Here is a 12,083-nt window from a genome sequence, read left to right as displayed (position 1 = left end):
TTCTGGGTGAAAATACCCAAAACCCGTCCCCGCAAAACGCGCCACGGCAAGAGCGTTACTCGCCCAGTTTCGCGTGAACCTCGTCCAGATCAATCTCGCCAGTGGGCATCTTGTTGGACGGATCGGCAAAGTCGTATTTGAACAGCTCGAAATCCTTTTTGTAGATCTCAAAGACCAGATGCCTCGACAGGTCGTCAAAATACTCCTCGACCGGGTGGGCGCGTTTGGGTCCGTGGCCTTCGCTCTCGTTAAAGCGCGGAATGGTGGCCAGATCAATCTGGTGGGGCGTCTGGATCGCGTTCAGCACGTCCTGCATCCCGTCATTGAACGTTTCGGTCCAGAAGATGCGATCATACGTGCCGCCATTGGCGATATAGGTGCCTATATGGCCGGACATGGCTGACCAGTGAATGTCAGGCTCCATCGGGCGGCGCCAGCGGATGGTGTCGCGCGCAAACAGCAGGAAGCGGCGGAAGCTGGCGATCTGGTCAAATTCCTGCTTGCCATCATCGCCGCCCACTTCGATCCCGTATTTCTGCACCAAAAGGGGGACCAGCTTGCCACGGTAGCGTTTGCCGTTGCGCTGGATGCCGCAGATCTTGTCAAAGAAGCTGCTGAGGATACGGGTATAGGGGTTGCGCACGCAGGTGAACGCGTAGGAATTGTGTGCCTTGACGTTGGCGGTGATCAGCGGCTGGCTGTCATCCATCACCCATTTGTGCATGCCGTCCTTGGCGTCGTGGATGTCGCCATCGAAGAATTCACCATGGTCTGAATAGTACATTATCTGACCGATGGTCGAGCAGGCGCATTTCGGCACCACGCGGTACACCACGCTTTCGCTTTGCGTCATCCATACGCCGGGAAACCCCATGGTCGCTGCCCTCGTCAAGCCTGTGATGTCCTGTTCAGGACTTGTTGTTTATTGCCGTGTAAAACGCGACTATTGCGGTTTCATCAGAATGTGATCGGGATTATCACTGTAAACAACCGGCGGAACAAGGGCTAGTCTGTTTCCTATATGGCGAAAATTGCCTACATACTTCTGTGCCACAAGGATCCCGAGGCCGTCATCGCGCAAGCCGAGATGTTGACTGCTGTGGGGGACTGCATCTCCATTCATTTCGACGGGCGGGCCAGCGGCGATCACTTTCGCCAGATCAAGGCTGCACTGGCGGATAATCCGAACGTGTGTTTTGCGCGCAGGCGGATCAAATGCGGCTGGGGCGAATGGACGCTGGTGCAGGCGACGTTGCTGGCCGTCGAGGCGGCCATGCGCGCCTTTCCGCGTGCCACGCATTTTTACCTGCTGTCGGGCGATTGCGCTGCAATCAAATCGGCCCGCTATGCGCATGAATTTCTGGACGCCAGAGACGTCGATTACATAGAGAGTTTCGATTACTTCGAAAGCGACTGGATCAAGACCGGGATGAAGGAAGAGCGGCTGATCTACCGCCACTTTTTCAACGAGCGCAAGCACAAGTGGCTGTTCGATACGTCATTCCACCTGCAAAGGCGGCTGGGCCTGAACCGCGAAATTCCGCCGGACATTCAGGTGCAGATCGGCAGCCAGTGGTGGTGCCTGCGCCGCCGCACGGTCGAATGGATCCTGGATTTTACCCGTCAGCGGCGCGACGTCATGCGCTTCTTCCGCAATACGTGGATTCCGGACGAGACGTTTTTTCAGACGTTGGTGCGTCACATCGTGCCGGATGGCGAAATTCAGACGCGTACGCTGACCTTCCTGATGTTCACGGATTACGGGATGCCGCAGACGTTTTACAACGATCACTACGACCTGCTGTTGGGGCAGGATTTCCTGTTCGCGCGCAAGATCAGCCCGGAGGCGAGCGACCTGAAAACACGGCTGGCCGCGCTATATGCGGATGACGCGGCCTTGTTCAAGATTTCCGACGAGGGGCGCAGCCTGTTCAAGTTTCTCACCGGGCGCGGGCGTATCGGCCGCCGTTTCGCCACGCGTTTCTGGGAGGCGGAAAGCACGCTGGGCCGCCACCGCGAACTGATGATCATCGTGTGCAAGAAATGGCACGTGGCCAAGCGCCTGCTGCATCGGATCCAGCATGTAACGAATGTACCGACGGCCGAGTATCTCTTTAACGAGGAGGCCTGCGATCTGCCCGGACTTGGGGGTATTCAGGCAACGCTGAGCAAGCGTACGCGCCACCGCCGGGCGCTGCTGCGCATGCTGTTCGACTATCACGACACCGACCGCATGGTCATATGCATGGATCCCGGCGATCTGGATCTGTTGGAGGATTTCTGCGGCGACCGGTCCATCACCCGGCTGTTGGAAATCCAGTGCGATTTTACCGACGACTACCTTGTCGGCCACGCGGTGCGCGTCGGTCTGGCGGGCGAGCAGACGTCGAATGAGACGCTCGAGCGGCTTCTGCCCACGATCCGGGGCGAAGCGACCTATGAGAGCGACAAGATCAGCGATGCGGAGTTCGAGTATCACTATATCATGCGCCAGAACGCCGACACTGAGAGCAACGCCGTGCCGATCTCGAAATTTCTGAGTATCGGCTATGATCCTGCGCTGCGCATTGCGCGCACCGACCACCTGTTTGCAGATTAAGGACAGCCCATGACCTTTGAGTATGACGACCAGAATATCTTTGCCAAGATCCTGCGCGGTGAAATTCCGAACGATACCGTGCTGGAGACGGCCCATTGCCTTGCGTTCAAGGACATCACGCCGCAAGCGCCAGTGCATGTGCTGGTGATCCCCAAGGGGGCATATGTCAGCTATGACCATTTCGCCGCCGAGGCGAGCGATGCTGAAATCGTCGATTTCACCCGCACCATTCACGAGGTCTGCCGTCTGTCGGGGCTGGATGGTGCAGGTGCTGAGGGCGGGTTTCGCGTGATCTCGAACGCAGGACCGCACGGATCGCAGGAGGTGCCGCATCTGCATATGCACGTGCTGGGCGGTCGCCCGCTGGGGCGGCTGCTGGACCGGGGATGAGCGCCTTGGGGCAGTTCGCGCAGACGCCGGAGCCGCCATATTACGCGGTGATTTTCACCAGCCTGCTGGCGGATGACGATGCCGGATATGCCGCGATGGGCGATGCGATGTTTGATCTGGCGTTGCGGCAGCCGGGCTGTCTGGGCGCTGAAAGCGCGCGGGATGATACGCGGCTGGGGATCACCGTATCTTATTGGGCGGACGAGGCCAGCATCCTTGCGTGGAAGGGTCAGGCGCAGCATCTGGTTGCCCAGAAATACGGTATCGAGCGGTGGTATTCCCATTACGAACTGCGCATCGCGCGGGTCGAGCGGGCCTATTGCGGGCCGCAGGGGCGCAGCCTGCGCTAGATGCCCGTGACTGAGCGCCCGATTTTCGCACCCGCCGGCGGTTCGGGAAATTGCCGGGCGCGGACATTGCCCCTTCCCCTTGGCGCGCAATTCCTCTAAGCGGGCGGCTTCACGCGGAGCTACAGCCTTGGAGGAGCCCCGCCCTTAACTTATGGAGAATTACACATGGCTGGAGAAATTCCTGATCTTCACGCCCAGGAACGCACGGGGACAGGCAAGGGCGCCGCTCGTGCCGCACGCCGCGCTGGCATGGTTCCGGGTATCGTTTTTGGTGGTGACGTCGATCCGCTGCCGATCAACATTCCGTTCAACGTCCTGCTCAAGCGGCTCAAGAAGGGCCGTTTCAAGTCGACGCTGTTCAACCTGAAGGTCGAGGGCCAGGACGACGTGCGCGTCATCTGCCGCGACGTTCAGCGCGATGTGGTCAAGGATCTGCCGACGCATCTGGACCTGATGCGCCTGAAGCGCACGACCAAGATCAACCTGTTCATCCCGATCGATTTCCAGCACGAGGAAGAGTGCCCGGCCATCACCAAGGGCGGCGTCATGACGACGATCCGCGGCGAAGTCGAGCTGCTGGTGACCGCAGGCGACATCCCCGATGCCCTGATCGTTGACATGCGCAAGCTGGTCAATATCGGCGACACCATCACGATCTCGGACATCGACCTGCCCGAGGGCGCGGATCTGGTGATCAAGGACCGCGATTTCATGATCTGCAACGTGTCGGCACCGTCGGCGCTGAAGTCGGATTCCGATGACGAGGACGAAGTTGAAGCGGACGAAGTACCCGTCGCCGGCGAAGAAGCCGAGGACGACGCGGAGTAATCCTCTGTCTCAACCTTGCCAGCAGAACGAGCGCGGTCCCTTCGGGGGCCGCGTTTTTCGTTTTCGGTTGCTTGTGCGGCCCAGTGCGCAGGGCAATGCGCCTGGCGCTCATTCCACATTTCCAGTCCGCGTTAAAACACGCTAAACCGAAGCCGACCAAACCAAGAGGGGCGTCATGCTGATCTTTGCAGGGCTGGGAAACCCCGGCGCGAAATATGCGGGCAACCGGCACAATATCGGCTTTATGGCGCTGGACCGGATTGCCGCTGATCATGGGTTCGGCCCGTGGAAGGCACGGTTTCAGGGCCATGCCTGCGAGGGGCGGCTGGGCAGCGCCAAGGTGCTGCTGCTGAAACCCGGCACGTTCATGAACCTCAGCGGCCAGTCGGTCAGCGAGGCGATGCGGTTCTACAAGCTGGAGTCGACAGACATCACCGTTTTCCATGACGAAATCGACCTTGCCCCCGGCAAGCTGCGCGTCAAGGATGGCGGCGGGCATGCGGGCCATAACGGCCTGCGCTCGGTTCATCAGCATATCGGGCCGCATTACAGCCGCGTGCGCATGGGCGTCGGCCATCCGGGCCGCAAGGAGGCGGTGCCGGGCTATGTGCTGAACGATTTCGCCAAGGCCGATCAGGACTGGCTGGACGATGTGCTGCGCGGTGTCAGCGACGGCGCGCCCCATCTGGCGGACGGCGACGCCGGGCGGTTTCAGAACGCCGTCGCGCAGCGGACCGCACCGGCACGCTCTTCGACGCGGCCATCGGCGGGCACGCAGCCGGGTGGCGGCGACAAACCCAAACCCTCCGCCCCGGCGGCCCAGCCGGCGCCGCAGGCCGAGGGTGCGCCCGCAACACCCGACAACCGCAGCGCCCTGCAAAAGCTGGCAGACAGGTTCCGCTAGGCAGCGCCGCGCACGCTTCGCTTGCGCAAGCCCCTTGCCGGGGGCGCGGCGCGTGTTAGGCTGGAGGTCAGCAGCGAAAGGGCGGCGCAGATGCAAAAGGACGATCCCGTAAATGTTCTGGGCGGGCCGCTGAGCCCCTGTTCGCAGACGGCCCCCGTCACCGGGTTTTTCCGCGACGGCCATTGCAATACCTGCGCCGAGGACCGGGGCAGTCACACTGTTTGCGCCCGGATGACGGCCGAATTTCTGGCATTCTCAAAGTACGTCGGCAACGATCTCAGCACGCCGCGCCCCGAGTTCGGCTTTGCCGGGCTGGTCGCCGGTGACGACTGGTGCCTGTGTGCCGCGCGCTTTGCGCAAGCCCATGACGAGGGCTGCGCGCCCAAGGTCCGACTGACCGCCACGCATATGCGCGCGCTGGAAATCGTGCCGCTGGATGTGCTTCGCCGGCATGCCGTGGCGGACTGACGCCGCCGCCAAGCCCGCGGCGGGCTTAGGTATTTCTGAACGTTGGCGGGCCGAGGGCGGCGGCGCCCTTCGCTGCGGCGATTGGTCATTTGCGCAACGCCCATGGTGAAATCATAGCGAGCGCTGCACCATCTGCCATGGCCCGGGCGATGTGTCGCAGTTTACTCAGAACCGGCGGAAGAGTATCACACCGTCGATGTTCTCCCGCGCCGATCTGGACGAGAACGAGGCGACATTCGTGATGGGGTTTCTCATGAAAAAAACGCCTCCGACGCGCCCCAGGTATCAGGGTGGGGGTTCCAGGGAACGGCCCTGCAGCGATGCATCGCTGCGGGCTACCATCTACCAAGAAGGAAAAGAAATGACGTTCAAGACAATCATCGCCGCCTCGCTGCTGGCGCTTGCCCCCGTTCTGGCCTCTGCCGAAGTGCATGAGGTCAAGATGCTGAACAAGGGCGAAGCCGGCGTTATGGTATTCGAGCCGCGCTTCGTGTCTGCCGCTGTCGGTGACACCGTCAAGTTCCTCCCGACGGACAAGGGCCACAACGCCGAAAGCATCAAGGGCATGCTGCCCGAGGGGCAAGAGGAGTTTACCGGCAAGATCAACCAGGAGATCGACGTCGAACTGACCGCCGAAGGCGTGATCGGCGTGGAATGCAAGCCGCACAAGGGCATGGGCATGGTCATGGTGATCCAGGTTGCCGACGCCCCCGTGCCGGATAATTTCCTGGAAGCCAAGATGCCCAAGAAGGCCAAGCAAGCCTTTGAAGAGATTCTGACCGAAGCCAGCCTGAACTGATCAGGCCGTCGGTCCGCGCCCTGGCGCGCCACCGGTTTGAAAATATGCGCCATGCCCCGATGGTTTCAGGGCATGGCGCAATCGTTTCCGGCTGGCTCAGCATGGCTGCAGGATACCGAGGTGCCTGCTGATCGGGTGAAATGTTTGTCCGCCCTGACGCCATGGAAGAGGCTTTTCTTCCTGCTGCGCTCTGCTTAGACTCTGCTCGGACCTATGTTCCACGTAAAGGGAGACGATTGATGAAAAAACTGCTGATGGCCAGCGCCGCAACCGCCCTGATGGCCGGTGCGGCTAATGCCGAAGACGTAAAGCTGGGGATTCTGTTAGGGTTCACCGGCCCGCTGGAATCCATATCGCCGAACATGGCCTCCGGGGCCAAGCTGGCGATCGATCAGATCAACGAGTCGGGTAACTTCCTGGATGGGCAGACGATTGTTGCGGTTGATGGTGACACCGGCTGTACCGACGCCAACCTCGCCGTGCAATCGGCCGAGCGGCTGATCACCTCGGACGGGGTAAAGGGAATCGTCGGCGGCATGTGCTCGGGCGAGACGGGCGCCGTGCTGCAAAACGCGGCCATTCCGAACGGCGTCGTGATGATTTCGCCCTCGGCCACGTCGCCGGCGCTTAGCACGGTCGAAGATAACGGGCTGTTCTTCCGCACGTCGCCCTCGGATGCGCGCCAAGGTCAGGTGATGGCCGACATCCTGAACGAGCGCGGCATCAGCGAAGTCGCAGTGACCTACACCAACAACGACTACGGCAAGGGCCTTGCCGACGCTTTTGAGGAATCCTTTGTGCAATCGGGCGGCACCGTCACGTTGAATTCCGCGCATGAAGACGGCAAGGCGGATTATTCCGCCGAAGTGGGCGCGCTGGCCTCGGCTGGCGGTGAAGTTCTGGTCGTGGTCGGCTACATTGATCAGGGCGGTGCCGGTATCCTGAACGCGTCGCTTGATTCCGGAGCGTTCGACACGTTCATGTACCCCGATGGCATGGTGTCTGAAACACTGGAAGCCAATTTCGCCAGCGCGACCGAGGGATCCTTTGGTCAGCACCCGAACGCGGCAGGTGACGGCGCGGATCAGTTCAGCGAAATGAGCAAGGCGGCGGGGTTCGATTCCACCAGCACGTTCGCGGCGGAATCCTATGACGCCGCGGCGCTGATCCTGCTGGCGATGCAGGCCGCCGGGTCAACCGATCCGTCGGCCTACAAGGACAAGGTGATGGATGTCGCGAACGCCCCGGGCGAAGAGATCCTGCCGGGTGATCTGGGTAAGGCACTGCAAATCCTGAAGGATGGCGGCGAGATCGACTATGTCGGCGCCGCTGCAGTCGAGCTGATCGGAAACGGCGAAACCGCCGGCAGCTATCGTGAGATCGAGATGAAAGACGGCGAGATGGTGACAATCGGCTACCGCTGATTGTTCGTATCTTGCGCAGACGTGTCTTGCGCAGTCGTGGCGGTCCGGGCCTGTGCCCGGGCCGTCTTGCGGCCCCTCACCACAGAAAACGGCTGAGCCAACTGTTGCGCAACGGGCGCATTTTTCTATAAGCGTGCAGATCATGTCACGGTCTGCAGATGCGCTGGGGCGATCGTGCACGATGCATGGCACGGACAGGGTCGACGGCAAGGAGTATTTGGATGATCGCTGTTGAAGATCTCCACAAGCATTTTGGCGGCTTTCACGCCGTCGATGGTGCCAGCCTGTCCTTCGAGGAAGGGGCGATCACCGGATTGATCGGACCGAACGGCGCCGGCAAGACGACGCTGTTCAACGTGATCGCCGGCGTTCACAGGCCGACATCGGGCCGCGTCACCATGGGCGGCGCTGATATCACCGGCCTGCCGCCGCATGATCTGTTTCACAAGGGTGTGTTGCGCACCTTCCAGATTGCCCATGAATTTCATTCGATGAGCTGCCGCGAGAACCTGATGATGGTCCCGGCCAGGGCAGACGGGCGAACGGCTGTGGAACACGTGGTTCGGGCGCAAACGCATCGCCGATGAAGAGCGCGCTCTGCGGGCCAAGGCCGACGAGGTTCTGGAGTTTTTGACGATCCAGCATCTGGCCGATCAGAAGGCCGGGCAGATATCGGGCGGGCAGAAAAAGCTGCTGGAATTGGGCCGCACGATGATGGTCGACGCGCGCATCGTGTTTCTGGACGAGGTGGGCGCCGGAGTGAACCGCACCCTGCTGAACGTCATCGGCGATGCGATCCTGCGCCTGAACAAGGAGCGCGGCTATACCTTTGTCGTGATCGAGCACGACATGGATTTCATCGCTCGGCTGGGCGGCCCGGTGATCTGCATGGCGGAGGGGCGCGTTCTGGCCACCGGCACGCTGGAGCAGATCAAGGCCAACGAACAGGTGATCGAGGCGTATTTGGGCACCGGCCTCAAGAACCGTGACAAGGTGAACGCATGAGGCGCGCCGATTGCTGGTGTGGTTTTGGGGGCGCTGCCCCCTACGTTGAATTTCCGCGGAAATTCAACGCTCCCCCGGGATATTTGGAGCAAGAAGAAACATGAGCAGCGATCCCTACGGCGACCGGGGCAACAAGGATGCGTCCATTGCCAATCCGCGTGGCACCGGCGCCGCGCAACCCGGGCCGAGTGATAGCGCTGTATCTGCGGCGCCGGGCGGCCCTTTTCTGATCGGTGAGGCTATGACCGGCGGCTATGGCAAGGGCCCTGACATTTTGCACGATTGCACCATTGCCGTGGAAAAGGGTGAGATCGCGGTGATCGTCGGGCCGAACGGCGCGGGCAAATCGACGGCGATGAAGGCGGTCTTTGGCATGCTGGATCTGCGCGCGGGGCATGTCCGCCTGAACGGCGAGGATATTACCGCGCTGTCGCCGCAGGACCGCGTGGCCAAGGGTATGGGTTTTGTGCCGCAGACCAACAATATCTTTACCTCCATGAGTGTGGAGGAAAACCTGGAAATGGGCGCCTTTATCCGCACCGATGATTATTCCGCCACGATGGAACAGATATACGATCTGTTCCCGATCCTGCGCGACAAGCGGCGACAGCCTGCCGGGGAGCTATCGGGCGGGCAGCGCCAGCAGGTGGCAGTTGGCCGCGCGCTGATGACGCAGCCCAAGGTGCTGATGCTGGACGAGCCGACCGCAGGCGTCAGCCCTATCGTCATGGATGAGTTGTTCGACCGCATCATCGACGTGGCGCGCACCGGCATCCCGATCCTGATGGTCGAGCAGAACGCGCGTCAGGCGCTGGAGATCGCCGACAAGGGGTATGTTCTGGTGCAGGGGGCCAACGCCTATTCCGGCACCGGCAAGGACCTGTTGGCCAACGAGGACGTGCGCAAAAGTTTCCTTGGGGGATGACCATGCGACACCGCTTTCAATTCACGCCTCGCAGCTGCGGAGAGACTGACTGATGGATTTTCTCAACGCGATCGTCGCGCTTGCAAATTACGTTTTGGTCCCCGGCATTGCCTATGGCAGCCAATTGGCGCTGGGGGCGCTGGGCGTGACGCTGATCTACGGGATCCTGCGGTTTTCCAATTTTGCCCATGGCGACACGATGGCCTTTGGCGCTATGGTGACCGTTCTTGTGACCTGGTGGTTGCAGTCCATGGGCGTCAGTCTGGGGCCGCTGCCGACCGCGCTGCTGGCGCTGCCTTTCGGGATCCTTGGGTGTATCCTATTGCTGCTGGCCACAGATCGCGCCGTCTATCGGTTCTATCGCGAGAAAAAGGCCAAGCCGGTGATCCTGGTGATCGTGTCGATGGGCGTGATGTTCATAATGAACGGTATCGTCCGCTTTATCATCGGGCCTGACGACCAGCAGTTTCTGGATGGCGAGCGGTTCCTGATTTCAGCGCGCACCTTCAAGGCGATGACCGGGCTGGACGAGGGGCTGGCGATCAAATCGACGCAGGCGATCACGCTGGTGACGGCCATCGTCGTGGTGGCGCTGCTGTTCTGGTTTCTGAACCGCACCCGCGCGGGCAAATCCATGCGCGCCTATTCCGATAACGAGGATCTGGCGCTGTTGTCGGGGATCAATCCCGAACGGGTGGTGATGCTGACATGGATCATCGTCGCGGCCCTCGCGACCATTGCCGGCGTGCTTTACGGGCTGGACAAATCGTTCAAGCCGTTCACGTATTTCCAGCTGCTTCTGCCGATCTTTGCCAGCGCCATCGTCGGCGGGCTGGGCAGCCCGCTGGGCGCCATTGCCGGTGGGTTCGTGATCGCCTTTTCCGAGGTGACGATCACCTATGCGTGGAAAAAGGTGCTGGGCTACATGATGCCCGACAGTCTGGCGCCTGACGGTCTGGTGCAGCTGCTGAGCACCGATTACAAATTCGCGGTCAGTTTCGTGATCCTGCTGATCGTGCTGCTGTTCAAGCCAACGGGATTGTTCAAGGGGCAGTCGGTATGAACGCCATGGTGAAAAATGTCGGCCTGTTTGCCATCGTCGGGGTGCTGATCCTGCTGACCGGTGTCCTGCAAAGCTGGAACGCCGCCATCCTTATCCTCAACATGGGGTTGATTTCCGCCATCATGGCGCTGGGGGTCAACCTGCAATGGGGGTTCGCGGGGTTGTTCAACGTCGGGGTGATGGGCTTCGTCGCGCTGGGGGGGCTGGCCACGGTTCTGATATCGATGCCCCCGACCGAAGGGGCCTTCGCCGCTGGCGGTGTGCGCGTGGTGCTGGCGATGGTGATGGGGGCGGCGACCATCACCGCCGCTGTGCTGACCTACCGCGCGATGCGCAAAGGCTGGCCGCGCACCGCCGCAATGATCGTGCTGCTGGTGGCCGGGTTCTTTGCCTACCGCGCGGTGCTGGACCCCGGCGTCTCGGCGATCGAGGCGATTGACCCGGCGGCGACCGGATATCTCGGCGGGCTGGGCCTGCCGGTGATCATTGCGTGGCCGGTGGGCGGCATTTTCGCGGCAGGTGCTGCGTGGCTGATCGGCAAGACGGCACTGGGGCTGCGCTCGGACTATCTGGCGATTGCGACGCTTGGCATTGCCGAGATCATCATCGCGGTGCTGAAGAACGAGGATTGGCTGTCGCGCGGCGTCAAGAATGTGATCGGCATCCCGCGTCCTGTGCCGTATGAGATCGACCTGCAGGGCGATCCGGGGTTTGTCGAAAAGGCGGCCGGACTGGGGCTGGATCCGGTGATGGCCTCGACGCTTTATGTCAAACTCCTGTATGCAGGGCTGTTTCTGGCGGTGCTGGTGGTGCTGCTATGGATGGCGCAAAAGGCGCTGGCCAGTCCATGGGGCCGCATGCTGCGCGCGATCCGCGATAACGAGGTCGCGGCCGAGGCGATGGGCAAGGACGTCAAGAGGCGGCATTTGCAGGTATTTATCCTTGGCAGTGCCATTTGCGGGATCGCGGGCGCGATGATGGCCACGCTGGACGGGCAGCTGACGCCCAGCAGCTACCAGCCGCTGCGCTTTACCTTCCTGATCTGGGTGATGGTGATTGTCGGCGGGTCGGGTAATAATTTCGGCGCCGTGCTGGGTGGATTCCTGATCTGGTTCCTGTGGGTTCAGGTAGAGCCGATGGGGCGGCTGCTGATGGACCTGATCACGGCGGGTATGACGGATGGCAGCTGGTTGAAAACGCATCTTCTGGAATCCGCAGCGCATATGCGGCTGTTCACGATGGGGCTTGTCCTGCTGTTGGTGCTGCGATTCAACCCGCGCGGTCTGATCCCCGAGAAATAGGGAGGCAGGCCGCGTCGGCGCCGCAGT

At 61.3% G+C, this 12,083-nt stretch carries 12 protein-coding genes and 1 pseudogene; 12 read left to right on the top strand and 1 reads right to left on the bottom strand.

The genetic code is table 11. The annotated features are described in order from the left end of the window. Positions 1-55: 55 nt before the first annotated feature. Positions 56-874, bottom strand: a complete 819-nt coding sequence (locus FGD77_RS21490; RefSeq protein ID WP_255014399.1) for a sulfotransferase family protein — start codon at positions 872-874, stop codon at positions 56-58. Between the two features lie 147 nt (positions 875-1,021). On the opposite strand from FGD77_RS21490, the gene FGD77_RS21485 reads away from it, so the two are divergent. The 12 genes and pseudogenes from FGD77_RS21485 to FGD77_RS21430 all read left to right on the top strand — a co-directional run bounded on the left by FGD77_RS21485 (position 1,022) and on the right by FGD77_RS21430 (position 12,056). Next, the gene (locus FGD77_RS21485; protein ID WP_255013873.1) at positions 1,022-2,599 is read left to right on the top strand and encodes a DUF5928 domain-containing protein; all 1,578 of its coding nucleotides are present in this window, start codon (positions 1,022-1,024) and stop codon (positions 2,597-2,599) included. Between the two features lie 9 nt (positions 2,600-2,608). Beyond that, positions 2,609-2,989, top strand: a complete 381-nt coding sequence (locus tag FGD77_RS21480; protein WP_255013871.1) for a histidine triad nucleotide-binding protein — start codon at positions 2,609-2,611, stop codon at positions 2,987-2,989. Next, the gene (locus FGD77_RS21475; RefSeq protein ID WP_255013869.1) at positions 2,986-3,339 is read left to right on the top strand and encodes an antibiotic biosynthesis monooxygenase; all 354 of its coding nucleotides are present in this window, start codon (positions 2,986-2,988) and stop codon (positions 3,337-3,339) included. Before FGD77_RS21480 ends, FGD77_RS21475 begins: the two co-directional genes overlap by 4 nt. Before the next feature lie 165 nt (positions 3,340-3,504). Next, the gene (locus tag FGD77_RS21470; RefSeq protein WP_255013867.1) at positions 3,505-4,167 is read left to right on the top strand and encodes a 50S ribosomal protein L25/general stress protein Ctc; all 663 of its coding nucleotides are present in this window, start codon (positions 3,505-3,507) and stop codon (positions 4,165-4,167) included. A 175-nt stretch (positions 4,168-4,342) separates the two neighbouring features. After that, positions 4,343-5,071 (top strand): aminoacyl-tRNA hydrolase, encoded by a 729-nt coding sequence (pth, locus tag FGD77_RS21465; RefSeq protein WP_255013865.1) that lies wholly within the window; start codon positions 4,343-4,345, stop codon positions 5,069-5,071. Between the two features lie 90 nt (positions 5,072-5,161). Continuing rightward, a complete protein-coding gene (locus FGD77_RS21460) occupies positions 5,162-5,539 on the top strand; it encodes a DUF2237 family protein (protein ID WP_255013863.1) in 378 nt (125 codons plus the stop codon). Positions 5,540-5,900: 361 nt separating this feature from the next. Further along, the gene (locus FGD77_RS21455; RefSeq protein ID WP_255013861.1) at positions 5,901-6,338 is read left to right on the top strand and encodes a pseudoazurin; all 438 of its coding nucleotides are present in this window, start codon (positions 5,901-5,903) and stop codon (positions 6,336-6,338) included. A gap of 239 nt (positions 6,339-6,577) precedes the next feature. Beyond that, positions 6,578-7,762, top strand: a complete 1,185-nt coding sequence (locus FGD77_RS21450; protein ID WP_255013859.1) for an ABC transporter substrate-binding protein — start codon at positions 6,578-6,580, stop codon at positions 7,760-7,762. 221 nt (positions 7,763-7,983) lie between these two features. Next, positions 7,984-8,767, top strand: a pseudogene (locus tag FGD77_RS21445) (ABC transporter ATP-binding protein). Between the two features lie 100 nt (positions 8,768-8,867). Continuing rightward, entirely contained in the window at positions 8,868-9,692 is an 825-nt protein-coding gene (locus FGD77_RS21440) for an ABC transporter ATP-binding protein (RefSeq protein WP_255013857.1), read from the top strand. 52 nt (positions 9,693-9,744) lie between these two features. Beyond that, positions 9,745-10,755, top strand: a complete 1,011-nt coding sequence (locus tag FGD77_RS21435) for a branched-chain amino acid ABC transporter permease (protein WP_255013855.1) — start codon at positions 9,745-9,747, stop codon at positions 10,753-10,755. After that, positions 10,752-12,056 carry a branched-chain amino acid ABC transporter permease gene (locus FGD77_RS21430; protein WP_255013852.1) on the top strand — a complete coding sequence of 435 codons (1,305 nt, stop codon included), beginning with the start codon at positions 10,752-10,754 and terminating at the stop codon, positions 12,054-12,056. The genes FGD77_RS21435 and FGD77_RS21430 overlap by 4 nt, the downstream gene beginning before the upstream one ends. Positions 12,057-12,083: the final 27 nt, after the last annotated feature.

Source organism: Roseovarius sp. M141 (assembly GCF_024355225.1).
Taxonomy (GTDB): Bacteria; Pseudomonadota; Alphaproteobacteria; order Rhodobacterales; family Rhodobacteraceae; genus Roseovarius.
This window is presented reverse-complemented; position numbering and strand designations above follow the sequence as displayed.